Annotated in this window: 16 protein-coding genes and 1 tRNA gene; 6 read left to right on the top strand and 11 right to left on the bottom strand. The window is 67.2% G+C overall.

The features are described 5' to 3' along the window. Positions 1-101: 101 nt before the first annotated feature. From EKM57_RS09800 to EKM57_RS09790, 3 genes are read left to right on the top strand one after another with little or no spacing between them, the layout of a single operon-like run. Complete coding sequence (locus EKM57_RS09800; protein WP_129792316.1) at positions 102-764, top strand: isochorismatase family protein; 663 nt, start codon at positions 102-104, stop codon at positions 762-764. 29 nt (positions 765-793) lie between these two features. After that, positions 794-1,687: a pirin family protein gene (locus EKM57_RS09795; RefSeq protein WP_129792315.1), complete on the top strand. Its 894-nt coding sequence runs from the start codon at positions 794-796 to the stop codon at positions 1,685-1,687. A gap of 29 nt (positions 1,688-1,716) precedes the next feature. Beyond that, positions 1,717-2,709 carry a zinc-dependent alcohol dehydrogenase family protein gene (locus EKM57_RS09790; RefSeq protein WP_206185372.1) on the top strand — a complete coding sequence of 331 codons (993 nt, stop codon included), beginning with the start codon at positions 1,717-1,719 and terminating at the stop codon, positions 2,707-2,709. A 321-nt stretch (positions 2,710-3,030) separates the two neighbouring features. Here the strand turns inward: EKM57_RS09790 and EKM57_RS09785 are convergent. Beyond that, positions 3,031-3,106: transfer RNA gene (locus EKM57_RS09785), tRNA-Thr, on the bottom strand. A gap of 149 nt (positions 3,107-3,255) precedes the next feature. On the opposite strand from EKM57_RS09785, the gene EKM57_RS09780 reads away from it, so the two are divergent. Continuing rightward, entirely contained in the window at positions 3,256-4,566 is a 1,311-nt protein-coding gene (locus EKM57_RS09780) for a hypothetical protein (protein WP_243450969.1), read from the top strand. A gap of 667 nt (positions 4,567-5,233) precedes the next feature. Further along, on the top strand, positions 5,234-9,895 hold the full coding sequence (locus EKM57_RS09775) for an NAD-glutamate dehydrogenase domain-containing protein (RefSeq protein WP_206185371.1): 4,662 nt from the start codon (positions 5,234-5,236) through the stop codon (positions 9,893-9,895). 180 nt (positions 9,896-10,075) lie between these two features. Here the strand turns inward: EKM57_RS09775 and EKM57_RS09770 are convergent, their stop codons facing one another. The 5 genes from EKM57_RS09770 to EKM57_RS09750 form a co-directional block, all read right to left on the bottom strand. After that, entirely contained in the window at positions 10,076-10,945 is an 870-nt protein-coding gene (locus tag EKM57_RS09770) for an aldo/keto reductase (RefSeq protein ID WP_129792312.1), read from the bottom strand. Positions 10,946-11,056: 111 nt separating this feature from the next. Further along, positions 11,057-11,284: a ribbon-helix-helix domain-containing protein gene (locus EKM57_RS09765; protein ID WP_256386877.1), complete on the bottom strand. Its 228-nt coding sequence runs from the start codon at positions 11,282-11,284 to the stop codon at positions 11,057-11,059. 44 nt (positions 11,285-11,328) lie between these two features. Beyond that, complete coding sequence (gene phbB, locus EKM57_RS09760; RefSeq protein ID WP_129792311.1) at positions 11,329-12,051, bottom strand: acetoacetyl-CoA reductase; 723 nt, start codon at positions 12,049-12,051, stop codon at positions 11,329-11,331. 37 nt (positions 12,052-12,088) lie between these two features. Then, positions 12,089-13,096 (bottom strand): ferrochelatase, encoded by a 1,008-nt coding sequence (gene hemH / locus EKM57_RS09755; RefSeq protein WP_129792310.1) that lies wholly within the window; start codon positions 13,094-13,096, stop codon positions 12,089-12,091. Beyond that, complete coding sequence (locus tag EKM57_RS09750; RefSeq protein ID WP_129792309.1) at positions 13,093-15,321, bottom strand: xanthine dehydrogenase family protein molybdopterin-binding subunit; 2,229 nt, start codon at positions 15,319-15,321, stop codon at positions 13,093-13,095. Before EKM57_RS09750 ends, hemH begins: the two co-directional genes overlap by 4 nt. Positions 15,322-15,420: 99 nt before the next feature. On the opposite strand from EKM57_RS09750, the gene EKM57_RS09745 reads away from it, so the two are divergent. After that, positions 15,421-15,699, top strand: coding sequence for an ETC complex I subunit (locus EKM57_RS09745; RefSeq protein ID WP_129792308.1), 279 nt, complete (start codon positions 15,421-15,423; stop codon positions 15,697-15,699). Here EKM57_RS09745 and EKM57_RS09740 read toward each other — a convergent pair. From EKM57_RS09740 to EKM57_RS09720, 5 genes are all read right to left on the bottom strand, one after another. After that, positions 15,678-16,214 carry an NUDIX hydrolase gene (locus EKM57_RS09740; RefSeq protein ID WP_129792307.1) on the bottom strand — a complete coding sequence of 179 codons (537 nt, stop codon included), beginning with the start codon at positions 16,212-16,214 and terminating at the stop codon, positions 15,678-15,680. The two genes, EKM57_RS09745 and EKM57_RS09740, sit on opposite strands and share 22 nt — an antisense overlap. Next, complete coding sequence (locus tag EKM57_RS09735; RefSeq protein WP_129792306.1) at positions 16,211-16,888, bottom strand: TPM domain-containing protein; 678 nt, start codon at positions 16,886-16,888, stop codon at positions 16,211-16,213. Before EKM57_RS09735 ends, EKM57_RS09740 begins: the two co-directional genes overlap by 4 nt. Continuing rightward, positions 16,888-17,694, bottom strand: coding sequence for a YgcG family protein (locus tag EKM57_RS09730; protein ID WP_129792305.1), 807 nt, complete (start codon positions 17,692-17,694; stop codon positions 16,888-16,890). The genes EKM57_RS09735 and EKM57_RS09730 overlap by 1 nt, the downstream gene beginning before the upstream one ends. A 138-nt stretch (positions 17,695-17,832) precedes the next feature. Further along, positions 17,833-18,438 (bottom strand): LemA family protein, encoded by a 606-nt coding sequence (locus tag EKM57_RS09725; protein WP_129792304.1) that lies wholly within the window; start codon positions 18,436-18,438, stop codon positions 17,833-17,835. 129 nt (positions 18,439-18,567) lie between these two features. Further along, the gene (locus tag EKM57_RS09720) at positions 18,568-18,996 is read right to left on the bottom strand and encodes a biopolymer transporter ExbD (protein WP_129792303.1); all 429 of its coding nucleotides are present in this window, start codon (positions 18,994-18,996) and stop codon (positions 18,568-18,570) included. Between the last annotated feature and the right edge of the window lies 1 nt (position 18,997).

Genomic DNA, 18,997 nt, shown 5'->3' with positions numbered 1-18,997 from the left:
ACCCCGGCGAAAGTGGGAATGGCAATGATGGCCGAGACGACGCCGAAAACGACCTGTGTCTCCCGCAAACCGGTTCAACCTACGTCAGCAGAGGAACTTTCATGACCTTCCGCAACGGGCTCGATTCACTTCTCCGTCCTGAGGATTCGGTCCTCGTTCTGATCGATCACCAGGCTTTTCAGCTTGCGGGACTGGGCAGCCATGATCCTCAGACCGTAGTCAACAACACGGCCGCGCTAGCGAAACTGGCAAAAGCTTTCAATGTCCCCACGATCCTCACCAGCGTGCTGGCGGCGCGTGGCGGTCTTCTCTTCAAGCAGATCACCGACGTTTTCCCGGATCAGGAAGTGATCGACCACACCTGGGTGAACACCTGGGAGGACCGCAAGGTGGTGGACCTGGTCAAGGCGACCGGCCGCAAGCAGCTGATCATCGCCGGCCTGTGGACCGAGGTCTGCGTGGCGATGCCAGCAATCCAGGCCGCCGGCGAAGGCTGGGACGTAACCGTGATCACCGACGCGTCGGGCGGGGTTACGGTCGAGTCTCACGAGGTCGCCATCCAGCGCATGATTGCGGCTGGCGTGAACATGATGACCTGGATGGCTTTGGCCGGCGAATGGCAGCGTGACTGGGCGCGCACCGAGCATGTCGAAGAGCTGACCGAGATCATGATTTCGCACCTCGGCGGCAGCGGCATTGCTTATCTGTGGGAGCAGCAGTTGCTCAACACGCCGGTGCCGGACACGCCGACTGCGGGCGCCTGATCGAGCCGGGTGACTCGAGGAGAACGAACATGATCGAGATGGTCATTGATCAGCGGCGCCGCGACCTCGGCGGCGGTTTCGAGGTTGGGCGGGTGCTGCCGTACGCCAAGCGGCGCATGGTCGGCCCCTTCATCTTCTTCGATCACATGGGCCCGGTGGACATCGCAGCCGGCGCGGACCGCAGTCTCGACGTCCGCCCGCACCCGCACATCGGCCTGTCGACGGTGAGCTACCTGTTCTCCGGCGAGATCATGCACCGCGACAGTTTGGGATACCAACAAGCCATCAGGCCGGCAGAAGTCAACTGGATGGTCGCCGGTCGCGGCATCACGCACAGCGAGCGGCTGGAGCGCGCGCGGGCAAGCGGCGATCGCATCCACGGCATCCAGGCCTGGGTCGCACTGCCGACCGAACTCGAGGAAATCGCGCCATCCTTTTCGCACCATTCCGGCGATGATCTGCCGCAGTGGGTCGAAGGCGGGGTGAAGGGCCACCTCATCGCCGGCAGCGCCTATGGCCTGACCGCAGGCGCCAGGACGCACTCGCCCCTGTTCTACGCGCATCTCGATATGGCCCCGGGCGCGACCGCCGAGATCCCCTCGGGTCACAACGAACGCGCGCTCTACGTTGCGGCGGGCGAGGTGGAGATGGACGGCGGGCTTTATGGTGCAGGCAGGATGCTGGTGGTCAGCGGCAGCGCCTCGCGCGTTCGGGCAACCGCGCCGGCCACGGTGATGGTGCTTGGCGGCGAGCCAGTGGGTGAGCGTTTCATCTTCTGGAATTTCGTCGCGTCGTCCAAGGATCGCTTGGAGCAGGCCGCGTCGGACTGGAAGGCGGGACGCATGAAGCTGCCCGACGCCGACGACGGCGAATTCATCCCGCTGCCGGACGGACCTTCTCCATCCGCACCGGCGATGTCCTGACCGGCGGAGGTAGGAGCATGACTGGCACCATGAAGGCGATCATCCTCAGCAAATTCGGTGGCTTCGACGCTTTCGAGATGCGCGATGTTACCGTACCGATCGTCGGACCTCGGCAGGTCCGGGTGCGCGTTCACGCCACCGCCCTCAATCCTCTGGACTACCAGATCCGGCGGGGTGATTACGCCGACTATGTGCCGCTCCCCGCCATCATTGGTCACGATGTTTCGGGCGTCGTGGAGGAGAAGGGGGCCTCTGTAAGCGAGTTCGAACTAGGCGACGAGGTTTACTACACGCCGAAGATCTTCGGCGGCCCTGGTTCGTATGCGGAACAGCACGTCGTCGATGTCGATCTGGTCGCCCGCAAGCCGCACAACATCAACCATCTGGAGGCTGCCAGCCTGACGCTGGTTGGGGGCACGGTCTGGGAAGCCTTGGTGACGCGCGCCCAGCTTGCCGTCCACGAGACCATTCTGATCCACGGTGGTGCCGGCGGTGTGGGTACGGTGGCGATCCAGCTTGCCAAGGCGATGGGTGCGCGGGTCATCACGACGGCGCGCCGTAGCAACCATGCGTTCGTGCGTTCGCTCGGCGCGGACGAGGTCATCGACCACACCTCCGATGACTACGTCTCGGCCGTGGCTGAATTGACGAATGGGCAAGGGGTGAACGTCATATTCGATACCGTCGGGGGGGACACCCTGACGAGAAGCGCGCTCGCCCTCACGGATGCTGGACGAGTGGTCAGCATCGTCGACATTGCGCAGCCGCAGAACCTGATCGAGGCTTGGGGAAAGAACGCCGCCTACCATTTCGTCTTCACCCGACAGAACCGAGGCAAACTCGACGCGCTGACAAATCTCATTGAACGCGGCCTGATCCAACCTGTCGTTGGCGCGGTGCTTCCGCTGGCCCGGATCGGCGAAGCCCATGAACTGCTCGAAGGTGGAGGCTCCCGTGGGCTTCGAGGTAAGCTGGCGATCGATGTTGTGGGCGAGACGGTCAGGCTTCCCACGCCGGAATAGATAGGACGAGGCAGCGATCCTCCCAACAGCTTCCTTTTTCCACACAGCCGTCGTCCTGGCGAGCGGCAGCAATCCGCTTCAAAGCTCCGCATGGCTGCCGCGCGGAAAGTGCCGGGGCCCGGCCATTCGCAGGACGCGCCTGAGCACCTGAACGGATGGCAGCTATCAGGATCAGAAACTTGGGCGCCTAATGGCGACAATTGGCGCATAGCTGACGTTGAGAGACAGAGGCTTCGCCGCGGCGCCAGCCGGACGCAGCCATTTCTCAGGAGCCCTCTACGGGGACCCCACCAAATCGCGGGTTTCCGCGATTGGTAAAAGTGGTGCCGCTTGGGGGACTCGAACCCACGACCCCATCATTACGAATGATGTGCTCTACCAGCTGAGCTAAAGCGGCATTCCCGAGGAGAGGGCGGGCCTTATCAGCGGGTGCCGCCGAAAACAAGCGGTCCGCACGGGCCCAGGCTTAACCATATCTCAACCACGAAGGGTGCAACTTTCCCCGACCGCGACAAGCCGCGGCAGGGACGCCGATATATGGATAGCATGCGGGGATTTGAAGACGAAGCGGTCGTGGCTCAGGCGCATGACGACGAGCCGGCCATCGAGCGGCCCCCGGAGATCGGCATAGACGAACGCCGGATGCACGTGCGCGCCTACAATTATTGGGTGTCGCTGCTGAACGGCCGTCCCTATCCGTCAATCAACGATGTCGATCCGCACACCATCGAGGATTTCGGCGGGCACAGCGTCCTGCTCGATTTCTCGAGCGACCCGCAGGACCCTGAAATCGCCTTCCTCGGCCGCGCGCTCCGCGCCGAATGCGAGCTCGACCAGACGATCCGCCACATCAGCCAGGTCCCGGCGCGCTCGCTGCTGTCGCGCCTGACCGACCATTATATGCAGATCATCGCCAACCGCGCCCCGATCGGCTTCGAGGCCGAATTCCTCGGCCAGCGCGGCCACAATATGCTCTATCGCGGCATCTTGATGCCGCTTTCCTCCGACGGCGAGTCGATCGACTTCATCTACGGGGTCATCAACTGGAAGGAGCTCGCCGACAACGGCACCGCGCACGCGCTGGAAACCGAGGTCGACCGCGCGATCGCCGCGACCCCGTCGGTCGGCGAATGCCCGGTCTGGGCCGACGGCCCCAATGCCGAGCTGGCAGAGCCGCAGCCCGCAGGGGGGCCGATCGGGCGCGACGCCGCGCCGACGCTCGGCCTGTGGGAAGAGGAAGATGAGGATCCGCAGCTGCCGCTGCCCGCCGACGCCGCTCTCGCCGATCGCCTCCACGCCGCGCGCGTCTCCGCCGAGCGCGCCGCCGGGTCCGAGCAGCGCGGCCGCGCCGCCCTCTACCGGGCATTGGGTCTCGCTTACGATTTCGCACTGGCCGCCGATCGCGACGTCGACACCTATGCCGACCTGCTCGCGGATGCCGGCCTGAAGGTCCAGGCCCGGGCGCCGATGACCCCGATCGTGAAGCTCGTCTTCGGCGCCGGCTACGACAAGACCCGACTCACCGAATTCGCCGCCGCCTTGTGCTGGGCGCAGCGTGAGGGCCTGCCTCAGGGCGCGCTCGCCGAATATCTCGCCGCCTTCGAAGGCGGCCTCAAGGGCATCGTTCAGGCCGAGCGCCGCGCCCGCCGTCCGGCGTCCCGACCGGATCCTTGGCAGGAAGTGCGTGAGCGCCTTCGCACCGCGCCGGTGCTGGCGCAGGTCGACGTGCCGGTCGATGCGAGCAGTGGCGACTTCGTCCTGCTGATCGCGCGCCGAGACCAGGATCGGCTCGCTATCCTGGCCCCGGTCAGCGACGAGAAGCTGGTCGAGCAGGCCATCCGCAAGAGCGCGGCCTGATCTCGAACCCGGTCCGGAGCTTCGCCGGGCCTGCCGACGTTTTTCAGGAGGATGTGGCGCTTCGCTCCCTGCGCAGCAGCGCTCCGCAATTTCCTCCCTTGACTTTTCGTTCTGTTTATGTTCTCTTGACTGTCGGAACCGCGGCGGCAGCGAAATCACTCTTCGCCCAGTCGGCGCGATCCCCGCGGCCCAGGAACGAAGCGAATCCAGCCGTCGCTTGTCATGACATCGGAATGATGAAGCCCTTCGCGCACCCGGTGGCGGAGGGACCGGCTCTTTGATCCGTGAAAAGGACTTGTCCGGTCGTCTGCGAAGGAGTGCCGGCCATCGGGGGTCGCGCGGGCGCAGGCGCGCGCGCGTAACGACCGTCAATTTCGTCAATTTCACTCGCCAGGCGGTGCGCAACTGGCGGTCCGATGAGCGGTGTACGGCGCGCGCCCTCTTCTGCCGGCACCGGCACCTGACCGGCCGACACGATCGTCCTCGCCGGAATGACGGAGGCCCGGGCGCCCGCACGCGCCACGGCACGTGCGGAATGCGCGGCAGGATCGCCGAATCGCGTTGGCTGGGGCGGGCGCAGCCTTGCCGCGCTACTGGAGGCGGGTCTATAGGCCCGGCCCATGCGGGCCCCCTTGTGCCGGCCCTGCCAGTCCCGGGAGCCGACCTTATGAAAGCGGATAGCATGGTTGCGGGGGAAGCCGCGCGCCAACGGCTGTGCGACAGCCTGGCTCATGCCTTGCTCCAGGATGCCCTCCCCGGCGAACTGGACGGATTTGGCGAGGAGGATTGCCGCGACGCGGCCGCGTTCATCATAGCCTGCGCCGCGCGACGCCCCTCCGGAACGGCTATCGTCCGGCTCGAATCGGCCGGCACCCAGCTCGGGCGACGGCGGATGCGGATCTGCATCGTCAATGACGACATGCCCTTCCTGGTGGATTCGGTCGCGGCAGCGATCGCCGCGCGCGGCCTCATCATCCATCGCCTGCTTCACCCGGTGGTATGCGTCCAACGTGACTCGCACGGCAGCCTCGAGTCGGTCGAGCCGCTCTGCGCCGATCTCGAGCGGCGCGAATCGATCATGTATATCGAGGTCGACCGCGCCGATGCCCGCACCCGCGCCGAGCTTCTGTCGGAGCTGCACCGAGTCCTTGCCGACGTGCGGGCCGCGGTGAGCGACTGGCGGGCGATGCAGCAGCGCATGCGCGACGACGCCGATCTGGTTCGGGACGACGAGGAAGGCGCCGCCTTGCTGCGCTGGTTCGCCGACGGCGCGATGACCCTGCTCGGCTACCATGTCGAGCGCCCGACCGGCGCGCCCGATTCGGCGCTGGGCCTGTTCCGGCTGCCCGGCGAGCCGACCGACGAAGGCGGCTGCATGGGCGCGATCCGCTATTTCGAGCAGGGCGGCGCCGTCCCGCTCATCGCCAAGGCCGACCGGCGCTCCACCGTGCATCGGCGCGTTCCGCTCGACCTCGTCGTCGTGCCGCTCCGGGACGGCGACAGGATCGTCGGCATCGGCGTCCATGCCGGTCTGTGGACCAGCCAGGCCCTCACCGCCCAGGTCGAGGACGTTCCGGTGCTTCGCCGCCTTCTGGCCGATCTGGAGCGCGAGTTCGGATTCGATCCGAACGGGCATAGCGGCAAGGGGCTGCGGCACGCGGTTACCTCGCTTCCGCACGACCTGCTGATCAACTTGCCGCACGAATCGGTGAAGGAACTGGTCGTCACCGCCATGTCGCTGGCCGACCGGCCCCGCCCGACATTGATGCTGGTCCGGTCGATCCTCAAGGGCCACCTGTTCGCCTTCGTCTGGCTGCCGCGCGACGAGCTCACCACGCGCCGACGGATCGCGATCGGCGACATGATCGCGGCCGCATCGGGCGGGCGCATCAACAATTGGTCGGTCGATCTCGGCGACGGCGATCTCGCCCTCGTGCGCTTCACCCTCTCGGTCGATCCGGGGACTCCGGATCCCGACGTGGCCGACCTGGACCGCCGCCTGGACGCCATGGTGCTCGGCTGGGAGCCGCGGGTCGAGGAGGCCCTGGGCGCGCTGGTCGGCAGCGGGCGCGCCACCCGGCTCGCCATCACCTATCTCTCCCGCTTTCCCGAAGGCTATCGCATCCGCACCGCCGTGGACGAAGCAGCCCAGGACGTGGTTCGGGTCCATCGCCTGGCAGGCGCTGCGGCACGGGACGTGCGCCTGTTCGGCCGCGAGGGCGACTCCCCGGATCGCCTGCACCTCAAGACCTATCGCTGCGCCGCGATGATCCCGCTTTCCGAGGCGGTTCCGGTGCTCGAGAATTTCGGCTTCCGTGTGCTCGAGGAAATCCCGACATCGCTGGTCGCCGACTATGCGCACATTTCGGATTTCACCCTGGAAGTACCCGGCGGAGGCCAGGCGTCGGCCGTGCTCGGCCGCGCCGCCTTGGTCGAGCGTGCCGTCGCTGCCGTGCTCGAGGGGCGCGCCGAGAATGATCCCTTCAATCAGCTGATCGTCTCCGCGGGGCTGGGGCCGCGCGACGTCGTGCTGTTCCGCGCCTGGTTCCGCTATCTGCGCCAGACCGGCCTCTCTTATTCGATGATCACCGTCGTCGACGCGCTGCGCCGCGCGCCGGACGTGACAAAGGGCCTCATCGCCTTGTTCGACGCGATGCACGATCCTGCCGCCGAGGGCGATCGCGACGCCGCGGTTCGCGCGGCCGAGCAGCGGATCAACCAGGGCCTCGCCGCGGTTGCCGCGATCGACGAAGATCGCATCCTTCGCCTGTTCCGCGGCGTCATCACGGCCGTCCTGCGGACCAACGCCTTCGCTCCGGCCGGCGCCGAGGCGATGGCCTTCAAGCTCGATTCGGCCAAGGTTCCCGGCCTGCCGGCGCCTTTGCCGTGGCGCGAGATCTGGGTGTACAGCCCGCGGCTGGAGGGCATCCACCTGCGCGGCGGCCCGATCGCACGCGGCGGCTTGCGCTGGTCCGACCGGCGCGACGACTTCCGCACCGAGATCCTCGGCCTGATGAAGGCGCAGCTCGTCAAGAATGCGGTCATTGTCCCGACGGGCGCGAAGGGCGGCTTCTATCCCAAGCAGCTTCCGGCCGCGGCCGATCGCGACGCCTGGCTGGCGGAAGGCACCGAATCCTACCGCATCTTCATCCGCGCCCTGCTGTCGGTCACCGACAATATCGTCGACGACAAGATCGTTCACCCGCCCCAGGTCGTGGTGCGCGATGGCGACGATCCCTATTTCGTCGTCGCCGCCGACAAGGGAACCGCGACCTTCTCCGACGTCGCCAACGATATTGCCGTATCGCAGGGCTTTTGGCTCGGCGACGCCTTCGCATCGGGCGGGAGCCAGGGCTACGACCACAAGGCGATGGGCATCACCGCCCGCGGCGGCTGGATCTCGGTGCAGCGCCACTTCCTGGAAATGGGGATCGACGTCCAGGCGGATCCGGTCACCGTCGCCGGCGTCGGTGACATGTCCGGCGACGTCTTCGGCAACGGCATGCTGCTCTCGAAGGCGATCAGGCTGGTCGCCGCGTTCGATCATCGGCACATCTTCCTCGATCCCAATCCCGACCCCGAAGCAAGCTGGAAGGAACGCCAGCGCCTGTTCGAACTGCCGCGATCTTCCTGGAGCGACTATGACAAGGCTTTGATCTCGACAGGCGGCGGCGTCTTCCCGCGCAGCCAGAAATCGATTCCGCTGAGTCCCGAAGTGCGAGCGCTGCTCCAGATCGAAGCGGAAGAGATCGAGCCCAGCGCCCTGATCACCGCCATCCTCAGGAGCCCTGTCGACCTGCTCTGGTTCGGCGGCATCGGCACCTACATCAAGGCGAAGGGCGAAGGCCATGCCGAAGTCGGCGATCCGGGCAACGATTCGGTCCGGATCAATGCGGCCGAGCTCCGCGCCAAGGTGATCGGCGAGGGCGCAAACCTCGCCGTCACCCAGGCCGGCCGGATCGAATTCTCGCGCCATGGCGGACGGATCAACACCGACTTCATCGACAATTCCGCCGGCGTCGACTGCTCGGACAATGAGGTCAACATCAAGATCCCGCTCAATCGGGAGATGGCGGAGGGCCGGCTCGAGTTCGAGGAGCGCAACCTCCTGCTCGCCGAGATGACCGACGAGGTCGCGGCGCTGGTGCTCGAGGACAACCGCCTGCAGACGCTCGCGCTTTCGATCGCCGAGCGAGGCGGTGCGCGCGCGCTTCCGCAATATGTCCGGGTGATCGAGATCCTCGAGGAAAGCGGCCGGCTGAACCGGGCGGTCGAGGGACTCGAGAGCAATGAGGAACTGCTGCGGCGCGCCCAGCAGAATCAGGGCCTGACCCGGCCCGAGCTGGCGGTCCTCCTGTCGACCTCGAAGATGCGGCTCCAGTCGGCGATCGAAGCCGCCGCCTTCACCGACGATCCGACGCTGGAGCCGGAGCTGCTCGCCGCCTTCCCGCCTCAGATGCAGGAGCGTCAGCGCGACGCCATCCTTCGTCACCGGCTGCGTCGGGAGATCATTGCGACCAAGATCGCCAACCGTTTCGTCAACCGGCTCGGGATCATCGCGCCCTTCTCGCTGACGGAGGAGGAAGGCGCCGCGTTCGGCCAGGCGGCTGCCGCTTTCGTTGCCGCCGAGCGCCTGTTCGGGATGCAGCAGCTATGGACCGACCTCGACCGGGCCGACGTGCCGGAGCAGGTCAGGCTCGCCTTGTTCGACCAGGCGGCCGCCGGCCTTCAGTTCCACGTCGCCGACCTGCTGCGCAGCACGTCGCCCGACCTAAAGCCGGGCGAAATCGTCGAGCGGCTGCGGCCCGGTCTCGACAAGCTCACCGGCGCCCTCGGCGACCTGCTTCGTCCCGAGCCCCGCGCTGAGGCGAGCGGCATGCGCGCCCAGCTAGAGCAGCTGGGCGGTCCGCCCGACCTGGTCGATCCCATCGTCCGGCTGTTCGAGCTCAACGGCGGCATCGGCCTCGCCGGCCTCGGCCGCAAGACCGGGGTGGACGAGATCGAGCTCACCAAGGCCTATACCCGTCTGGGGGAGGCGCTCGGTCTCGACTGGGCACAGCATGCGGCCAACCAGTTCGAGGCGCGCGACCAGTGGGAGCGGCTCCTGACCGCCGGCCTCGCCCGCGACTTCGAGCAGCTCCGGCTGGAATTCCTCGACCGCCGCGAGGCGGCCGATCCGGAGGCGACGGTGAACAAATGGGTCGCGGAACAGGGCCCGCGCATCCAGCAGTTCCGCCACACTATCCAGCGCGCTCGCACCGCCTCGACGATCACCGCACCGATGCTCGCCCAGATCGCGACGCAGGCACGAGTGCTCCTGGCGCGGTAGAGAGCGCGCCCCGGGCTCTCGTGCGACGTGTGCAATGGCGAGGCGCGGCGGCTTCGCGGCCGTGGGCCTTGGCGCCGGCGCTGTTCAGTGCGCCCTGGCAAAATGCCGCCATCTGGTCTGCATGCGCCTTCACGAACGACGGGCGGCCGGCGGAGCGGCCGAATGGCAACCGGTCTCGAGTCAGGCCGGCGAGGCGGCATCCAGCTCGGCATATTCGCCGTCGGTGAGGGTCACGGCGGCGGCGGCGACATTCTCCTCGAGATGGGCGACCCGGCCGGTGCCGGGGATCGGCAGCATGACGGGACTGCGCCTCAGCATCCAGGCAAGCGCGATCTGGCCGGGCGTGGCCCCCTTGGCCTTCGCAAGCGTGTCGACCGGGCCCCCGGGCCGGGCGAGGTCGCCCGCCGCGAGCGGATACCAGGGGATGAACCCGATCCCGTTCGCTTCGCAATATTCGAGGACGTCCTCGTCGGCGCGATCGACCAGGTTGTAGCGATTCTGCACGGTCGCCACCGGGAAGACCCTGCTCGCCGCCTCGATCTCCTCGATCGTGACCTGGCTCAGGCCGGCATGCCGGATGAAGCCCTGGTCGATGAATTCGCGAATGGCGCCGAACTGCTCGTCGCGAGGCACCTTCGGATCGATACGATGGAGCTGCCAAAGGTCGATGCGGTCGACCTTCAGGCGCCTCAGGCTCATGCGCACGCATTGGCCGAGATAGTTCGGATCGCCCACCGCGGGCCAGGGGCCGTCGGTGAGGCCCGGCCGCACCAGGCCGCCTTTCGTGGCGATCGCCAGGCCCTCATAGGGGTGGAGCGCGTCGGCGATGAGCTCTTCGCTGACGAAGGGGCCGTAGCTATCGGCCGTGTCGATGAAGTTGACGCCGAGCCCGGGCAGGCGCGCGAGCACCCGAAGGGCCTCGGCCCGGTCTTCGGGCTCTCCCCAGATCCCGGGACCGGTGATCCGCATCGCCCCGAAGCCGAGCCGATTGACCGTGAGATCGCCGCCGATCGCGAACTGGCCGGAGAGAGCGGCGTCGATCTGGGACATGTCAGAGCTTCCTTCGTCATGATGGGCCGGAGCCGGCTCCCGGCCGAACGGAAGCTCGCGCCGCCGGTTCCCTGCCGAGCAACCGTCGCGAGGTTCGGCGGACAGGCTCCGTCAGCCCTTTCCCGACCGGCACCGTTCGAACAGCCAGACCCGGATGGCGCTGGCCAGGTTGGGCGGATCGGCCGCGCGGATGCGATCGGCATCGATCCGAGCCACCAACGCGTTGAGCGGCACGCCTTCCTCCGCGGCGGCCTCGCCCAAAGCGTCCCAGAAGGCCGGCTCCAGGCTGACCGACGTGGCATGGCCGGCAATCATGATCGATCGCTTTACCGGTCCCACCGGGACTCACCTTCCGCTACGATGAATCGGGCCGACGGGTCGGCTCAATACATATGCTGGCCGCCGTTGATCGAAAGCGTCGATCCGGTGATGAAGCCGGCATCCTCCGAGCAGAGGAAGGCGACGCCGCGGGCAATCTCCTCCGCGTGGCCGAGCCGGCCGACCGGGATGCGCGCGACGATCTTCTCCAGGACGTCGGGCGGCACCGCCGCCACCATCTCCGTGTCGATATAGCCGGGCGCGATGGCGTTGACCGTGATGCCGGCGCGCGCGCCTTCCTGCGCGAGCGCCTTGGTGAAGCCGTGAATGCCCGATTTGGCGGCGGCATAGTTGACCTGGCCATATTGCCCGGCCTGTCCGTTGATCGAGCCGATATTGACGATGCGGCCATGCTTGCGCTCGTTCATGCCGTTCCAGACCGCCTTGGCCATGTTGAAGCAGCCGCCCAGATTGACGCCGATCACCTCGTTCCACATCGCCGGCGTCATCCGTTTCATCGTGCCGTCGCGGGTGATTCCGGCATTGTTGACCAACACGTCGACCGGCCCGAGCTCGCCTTCAATCTCCCTGACGCCGTTCTGGCAGGCGTCGAAGTCCGACACGTCCCATCTGTAGGCCTTGATACCGGTTCGCGCGGTGAACTCGCGCGCTTTCTCGTCATTGCCCGCATAATTGGCAGCGACGGTCACGCCCGCATCCCTGAGCGCGACGCTGATCGCCTCCCCGATGCCGCGGGTGCCCCCGGTGACGACTGCAACTCGTGCCATCTTCCTCTCCTTTTCTGATTATCTATGGCGAGGCGCCTTATTGCGGCGTCACCCATCCTTCAAGCTCGCGCCCGATCAGACGGCGCAGCATGGCCAGGCCCGGCGCCCCGTCGTTCAGGCAGGGAAGATAGGCGAAGGCCTCGCCGCCGGCGTCCATGAAGGTCGCGCGGCCGCGGATCGCCAGCTCCTCCAGCGTCTCGAGGCAATCGGCGGCGAAGCCCGGCGCGAGAATGGCGACCTTGCGCACGCCCTTCGCCGGCAGCTCGGCGAGCACCTTGTCGGTGGCCGGCTCCAGCCATTTGGCGCGGCCGAATCGGGACTGGAAGGCGACGAGGAGTTCGCGGCCCAGCACCTCGGACAGGAGGCGCGCCGTCTTGCGGCAATGGCAATGATAGGGGTCGCCGAGATGGAGCGTGCGCTCGGGCATGCCGTGAAAGCTCGCAATCACCGCTTCCGGCTGGAAGTCGAGCGCTGCGAGCGCTTCTTCCGTCGCGACTTTCAGCGCCCCGATATAATCGTCGTCGTCATGATAAGGCGGCAACGTCCGGACGGCGGGCTGCCAGCGCAGCCGGCGCAGGTGGGCGAAGGCGGCGTCGTTGGCGGTCGCGGTCGTGGCGGCGCAATATTGCGGGTAGAGCGGCGCCAGCAGGATTCGCGTGCAGCCGGCCTCGCGAAGCGCGTCGATCCGTTCGGAAATGGCGGGCCGGCCGTAGCGCATCGCATGATCGACGATCACCTTGGGGCCGAAGGCGCCGGCAAGGGCGCGGGCCTGGCGCGCGGTGATCGCCGCGAGCGGCGATCCTTCCTCGGTCCAGACCTGCTTGTAGGCATGGGCCGACTTGCGCGGCCTGGTCCTGAGGATGACGCCCTTGAGGATCGGCTGCCAGACCAGCTGCGGAATCTCGATCACGCGCGGATCCGAAAGGAATTCGGCCAGATACAGCTTCACCGCTCCGGGCTCCGGCGCGTTCGGGGTTCCCAGGTTGATCAGCAGAACGCCGACCTTTTCCTCCGGTGTTTCGGGATGCTCGGCTGGCCGCTTCACCGTCGTCCTCCCAGGGGGAGGGGAAGCGTGCGCACCCGCCGCCCGGTCAGCGAGAAGAGCGCGTTGGCCACGGCCGGCGCTGCTGTCGGCACGCCCAGCTCGGTTACGCCGCCGGGCTCGTCCCCGCTGTCGAGCAGTTCCACCGTCACCTCCGGCGAATTGCGCAGGATCGGCAGGCGGTAAGCCCCGATCGTGCGCGCGGTCGGGATTCCGTTCTCGATCTCGACGGGATCGCCGACGGCCGCCGAGATTCCATGGATGATGCCGCCTTCGATCTGCTGCCGGACGATCTCGGGATTCACCACCCGGCCGCAATCGACCGCACAGACGGCGCGCAGCACCCGGACCCTCTGCTCACCACTCATCTCGATCTCCACGAGAGTCGCGACGTACGATCCGAAGGCGCTGTGCACGGCGATCCCCATGCCGCTGCCCGGCGGGCCGCCGTCCCAGCCGCCGATGGCGGTGGCGGTCTGGAGCACCCGGGCGAGCCGCGGATTCTGCCCGAGCATCGCCATCCGGTACGACAGGGGCTCCTGGCCCGCGGCGCGCGCCAGCTCGTCGACGAAACATTCGGTGAAGAAGCAGGTATAGCTGTGTGCGCCCGAGCGCCAGATTCCGGTATCGAGACCAGTCTCGACCGGGACATGATCGACGGCGACGTTGCCGATCCCGTAGGGCGGCGGCGCCCCGGCCACCGGCCCGCCGTCCGGACGGAAGAAGCTGCCTGCGGCACGTAATCGGCGCGCGACCTCGGCGCCGGTCGCAGGTGCCGCGATTCGGGCCTGCCAGGCGGCAATGCCGTTCGGCGCAACCCAGGCGGTCATCCGCGCCGCCGCGGGTGGACGGAAAGTGTCGCGCTGAATTTCCTGAATTCGTGGCCATGTGAGCTGGACGGGCCGCCCCAGCTTGACGGCGACGATCGCCGCCTGCTCGATGGCGTCGACCTCGAGCTTGCGCCCATAGCCGCCGCCGATCAGCATTGGATAGAGCGTCACCTGGCTTTCCGCGAACCCGGCGGCCCGGGCCGCCGCGGCGCGGGCGAGGCCGGGCGCCTGGGTCGGCGCCCAGATTTCGAGCCGATCCCCGATCAGCCGGGCGGTCGCGGTCAGCGGCTCGATCGGAGCGCTCGGCGCAAGGCCCACCTCGTAGCGCGCGGTGACGGCGCTCGAACCCGGAAAGGCCTGGCCGATATCGCCGGTCTCGAACATCCGGTCCGCGTCGCCGGAATCGAGCGCCTCTCCGATCCGGGCGGTAAGGTCGGCGCTCGACGGCAAATCGACGGGAACGTCATATTGAGGGTCCAACGCATCGAGCGCCCGGGCGGCCGCCCACCAATTGCCCGCCGCGACGGCGGTCCAACCCGGATTCTCGATCACCGTGAGGGCGTCCCAGATGCCTTCAGCGCGACTGTGGTCGATCGACGCGCGCCGGCTGCCGCGCGGCGCGCTTCGCAGAGCGACGTGGACCATGTCCGACAGCCTGACGTCGCCCGCGAACAAGGCCGATCCGTCGATCTTCGCCGGTATGTCGAGCCGGGGCAGAGGTTGGCCGGTCAGCCGGTTCTCGACCCCGCCCCGAATCGGCAGGTCCGGCGGGAGTTCCTGCTCGGCGGCGGCCTCGGCCAACTCGGCAAAGGCGATCCGGTCGGTGTCCCGCCAGACGAAGCCTTCGCGGGTGTCCAGTTCCTCCCAGTTCGCCTCCCAGCGCACGGCCGCGGCCTTGCTCAACAGGGCGCGAGCCCCGGCCCCGGCCTCCCGCAGTAGCCCCTCGAAGGCGCGCACCGAGGAGGAACCGGCCGTCAGCATCAGCGCCTCACGCGATGCATATTGGCGGGCGGCCCAGCGGTCGACGCCGAGCGCCGCCGGGAAGGCGCTGGCGTCCGCGGCCTCCTCGGCCAGCAGGGTATTGGCGTAGAGCGGTCCGACCGGCGCCGGTTCGACGGAGACGGTGCGCCAGTCGGCGCCGAGTTCATCGGCGAGGATCTGCGGCAGGCTCGTATAGACTCCCTGCCCGACCTCCGCCTGCGGCACGGCCACGATCACTCGACCGTCATTGGCGATCTTGAGGAAGGCGTTGAACAGGGTCTCGCCCGGAGCGACGCTTAGATTCGGCGAGTAGCTGCGCGGCCAGAAAGTCCAGGCGACGACGAGGCCGAGGCCGGCGCCGCCGCCGATCAGCAGCGTACGGCGGCTGATCCCTGGTCTCTCGCCGTCTGTGGCCATTCCGTGCCTGATAGAGAGCCTCCGCCGCACCCGCTAGACAGGAGCTTGATTCACCGGACGGAATTGGCCATCCCGGCGCCGACCAGCATGAGGGCGATCATGGCCGCGCGGATCTACCAGCGATACAAGAATGCGATGCAATCCGGGAAGGCGCGCACCGACGAATGGGTGCTCGAGTTCGAATCGGGCCGCGCCAAGCGTCCCGATCCGCTGACTGGCTGGTCGGGCGGCGCCGAGACGCAGGAGCAGGTGAAGCTTACCTTCCCGAGCCTGGAGGCGGCCCAGGCTTATGCAGAACGCCAAGGCATCGACGCGCACATCGTTCCGCCGACGCCACCCAGGCTCAAGCTCCAGGCCTACGCCGACAACTTCAAATAGTCGCCGGCGAGCAGCAGCAGCATCTTCACGTCCATCGCACAGCCTTCCGCCCGCTTCGCGGCGGCAAAGGCGGCGACTTCGGCCAGCGGCACACGATGGACGACGATATTCTCGCCAGGCACGCCGCCGCCGTCGCCGACCCGGGTCAGGCCCTCGGCCCGCATCAAATGGAAACCCTCGGACGACATCCCCGGCGATGCGTGGAAGCGGCCGAGATCGACCATCCGCTCGGCCCGATAGCCGGTCTCCTCCTCCAACTCGCGGATCGCGGCGGCCTCGGCTTCCTCTCCGTCCTCGTCGTCGCCGATCAGTCCGGCGGGGAGCTCGAGGCAGCGCGTGCCGAGCGGCACGCGATATTGCTCGACCAGGATCACGTCGCTCCCGTCGACCGCCAGGATCACCGCGGCCGTGATGCCGCGCGTACGGGAGACATATTCCCATTTCCCGCGCCGTTTGGCGGCGATGAAGCGCCCCTGCCAGACGGTCTCCTCGGGCTCCTCCGGTTCCTCGCTCACAGCTCGACCAGCCTGTCCGGAAGTTCGTTCGTGTCGCCGAGCTTGGGCGGAAGTATCCGCGCCAGCACCACGCCGACATGCTCCACCGCCTTCGCCATGCCGGAGCCGGCCCGGCCCGCTTTCACCTCGTCTACCAGGGCCGCCATCGCCTCGCCCCAGACTTCCGGCTCGACCTGATCGGCGATCGCCTTGTCGGCCAGGATCTCGGCGCGATGCTCGGCGAGCGACAGGTAGATGAGAATGCCGGTCCGTCCCCGCGTCTTCAGCTCACAGCCGGTCCGGAACAGCTCCACCGCGCGGCGATGCACCCGGCGGGTCTTGGTGCGACCCGGGGTCAGCGCCATGCGCAGCGGCCGGTAGGCGAGGATCAGGCGGACGAACAGGAAAGCGAGCGTCAGCAGGACGAACAGGGCCACCATGAGGGCGGCGCGGCTGAACTCTGCGTTCCAGCCGAATGCGATTGAGGAAGCCCAGTCGATCCAGCCCTGCGGAAGCAGCGCGAGCTTCGCAGGCACGACCAGCATCGCAAGCACCGCATAATGGAGCGCGACGTCGTGATAAGCGTCGGATTGGCGGGCGACGACGGTCACGATTTCGCCGTCGCTTTCCCGTTCGGCCGCGGCGACCGCCTCGGTGACTCGCTTATGGTCTTCGGCGCTCAGCAGCGAACTCATCACCATCCCCCCGACGCCCCCCCGCCTCCGAACGATCCTCCACCGCCCGAGAAGCCGCCGCCTCCCCAGCCGCCACCGCCACCGCCCCAGCCGCTGCCGCCCGATGAACCTCCACCCCAGCCGCCCATGCCCGGACCCCAGATGACAATCGGCCCGCCGCGACGCCGACCGCGACCGCGATACTTCCGGCCGCTGAACCCGCTGCTGACCACCATGGGGACGAATATGAAACCCAGCACGACGAGCCAGAAGACGAGCGGCAGGATCGAGCCTCCCTCCTTCCCGCCCGATTGCGCCTGCGCTGCCTCCAGCGCACGCTGCTCGGCCACTTCCGGCGGGGCCTGGAGCTGCTGGATGATCGCATCCGCTCCCGCGACGATTCCGCCGGGATAGTCGTTTTCGCGGAAGCGCGGCAGGACAATTCCATTGATGATCCGGCTCGACAGAGCGTCGGTCATGATCCCTTCGAGGCCATAGCCCACCTCGATCCTGACCTTCCGCTCGTTGGGCGCGACCAGCAGGATGATGCCGTTATTGGCCTCCTCCTGGCCGATGCCCCAGTGGCGCCCGAGGCGGTAGCCGTAATCCTCGATCGGATAGTCTTCCAGGCTGGTCACCGTCGCCACCACCAACTGGCGGGTCGACGCCTGCTCCAGCGCTTCGAGACGCTGGCTCAGCTCGGTTTCCTGCTGGGGCGGCAACAGGTCGGCCTGGTCGACGACCCTGCCGGTCAGCTCCGGAAAGCTTTGCGCCCAGGCCGGGACGGCGCACAGGAGCAGGAAAGCGACGAGGATGCGCTTGATCATGACCGTCCTTGCCTAGGTTGCCGCGCGTGGACGTTCAACATCGCGATGGAGAGATGGCGCGCCGGAGCGGACCCGTTCATGGCAACCTCCCGTCCGAAGCAGAGGCGGCGTACAGGGCGGATTCGGTTCGATCGACCGTCAGGGTGCACCGCTGTTCGTATCGAAGTCGACCGTCGGCGCGACGTCGGCATTGGGCACGGTCGCTTCGAAGGGAACCATCGGCTCCGCACCGTAGATGATCCGCGCGCCGATCACGGAGGGGAAGGTGCGGATCTCCGTATTAAAGGCCCGGACGGCTTCGTTATAGTCGCGGATGGCGATGGTGATCCGATTCTCCGTTCCTTCGAGCTGGCTCATCAGCGTCGCAAAATTCTGCTGGCTTTGGAGGTTCGGATAGGCCTCCTGCAGCCGCTGCAGCGGTATGATGGCGGCGCTGAGGCGGCTCTGCGCTTCCTGGAAGCGCTGCATCGCGGCCGGGTCGGTGAGCTGGTCGGGCGTGACCGTGATCCTGGTCGCATCGGCCCGCGCCTGCGTCACTCCGGTCAGGATCCGTTCTTCGGAGGCGGCCGCGCCGCGGACGGTGGCGACGAGATTGGGAATCAGGTTGGCGCGACGTTGGTAGGAGGCCTGGACGTCGGCCCAGCGGGCCTTCGCATTCTCCTCGGCGGTGGGAATCGAGTTGATCCCGCAGGCCGAGAGCATGACGCCCACCGCAGCGAGCAAGGCGAAGAGACGAGTGCGCATTTCGATCGCTCCCTGATCAGGTGTGTTAGTCAGGTAAGCGTTCCGGTCCGGCTCCGCAACGTCCCGGAGGCCAAAGAAAAAGGCGGCGATGTTGCCACCGCCGCCTTGGATTCTCGTCCAACGTTCCGATCAGAAGGTGGCGTAAGCCTCGTTGCCGACGAAGCCCATCGCCTGGACGTTGGCGCGCTTGGCCACGGCCAGCACTTCGTCGACCTGCTCGTAACGCGCATCCGGGTGCGGCTGGAGGTGAAGCTCCGGCGTCGGCGTCATCGTCGTCGTGATGTCGAGATACTGACGCAGCGTCACCAGATTGACCGGCGCGCCGTTCCACAGCACCGCGTCGTTCGGCATGATCACGATCTTGTTCTTGACCGGATCGATGGGCGGCGGCGTCTGATTGTCCTGGTTCTGCGGCAGGTCCAGCTTCACCGCATGGGTCTGCACCGGAATGGTGATGATGAACATGATCAGCAGCACCAGCATCACGTCGATGAGCGGCGTGGTGTTGATGTCCATCATCGGTTCGGACTGTTCAGGATTGAGGGTTGCTGCGCTCATT

The organism is Sphingosinicella sp. CPCC 101087 (genome assembly GCF_004151485.1).
Lineage (GTDB): Bacteria > Pseudomonadota > Alphaproteobacteria > Sphingomonadales > Sphingomonadaceae > Allosphingosinicella.
The sequence above is the reverse complement of the archived record's forward strand: the minus strand, read 5'-3'. Positions and strand labels throughout refer to the sequence as shown.

Excerpts from the sequence above, each read along its gene's own strand:
- EKM57_RS09800 (WP_129792316.1), top strand. The coding sequence starts at position 102 with ATGACCTTCCGCAACGGGCTCGATTCACTTCTCCGTCCTGAGGATTCG.
- EKM57_RS09795 (WP_129792315.1), top strand. The coding sequence starts at position 794 with ATGATCGAGATGGTCATTGATCAGCGGCGCCGCGACCTCGGCGGCGGT.
- EKM57_RS09790 (WP_206185372.1), top strand. The coding sequence starts at position 1,717 with ATGAAGGCGATCATCCTCAGCAAATTCGGTGGCTTCGACGCTTTCGAG.
- EKM57_RS09780 (WP_243450969.1), top strand. The coding sequence starts at position 3,256 with ATGCGGGGATTTGAAGACGAAGCGGTCGTGGCTCAGGCGCATGACGAC.
- EKM57_RS09775 (WP_206185371.1), top strand. The coding sequence starts at position 5,234 with ATGAAAGCGGATAGCATGGTTGCGGGGGAAGCCGCGCGCCAACGGCTG.
- EKM57_RS09770 (WP_129792312.1), bottom strand. The coding sequence starts at position 10,945 with ATGTCCCAGATCGACGCCGCTCTCTCCGGCCAGTTCGCGATCGGCGGC.
- phbB (WP_129792311.1), bottom strand. The coding sequence starts at position 12,051 with ATGGCACGAGTTGCAGTCGTCACCGGGGGCACCCGCGGCATCGGGGAG.
- EKM57_RS09750 (WP_129792309.1), bottom strand. The coding sequence starts at position 15,321 with ATGGCCACAGACGGCGAGAGACCAGGGATCAGCCGCCGTACGCTGCTG.
- EKM57_RS09745 (WP_129792308.1), top strand. The coding sequence starts at position 15,421 with ATGGCCGCGCGGATCTACCAGCGATACAAGAATGCGATGCAATCCGGG.
- EKM57_RS09735 (WP_129792306.1), bottom strand. The coding sequence starts at position 16,888 with ATGAGTTCGCTGCTGAGCGCCGAAGACCATAAGCGAGTCACCGAGGCG.
- EKM57_RS09730 (WP_129792305.1), bottom strand. The coding sequence starts at position 17,694 with ATGATCAAGCGCATCCTCGTCGCTTTCCTGCTCCTGTGCGCCGTCCCG.
- EKM57_RS09725 (WP_129792304.1), bottom strand. The coding sequence starts at position 18,438 with ATGCGCACTCGTCTCTTCGCCTTGCTCGCTGCGGTGGGCGTCATGCTC.
- EKM57_RS09720 (WP_129792303.1), bottom strand. The coding sequence starts at position 18,996 with ATGAGCGCAGCAACCCTCAATCCTGAACAGTCCGAACCGATGATGGAC.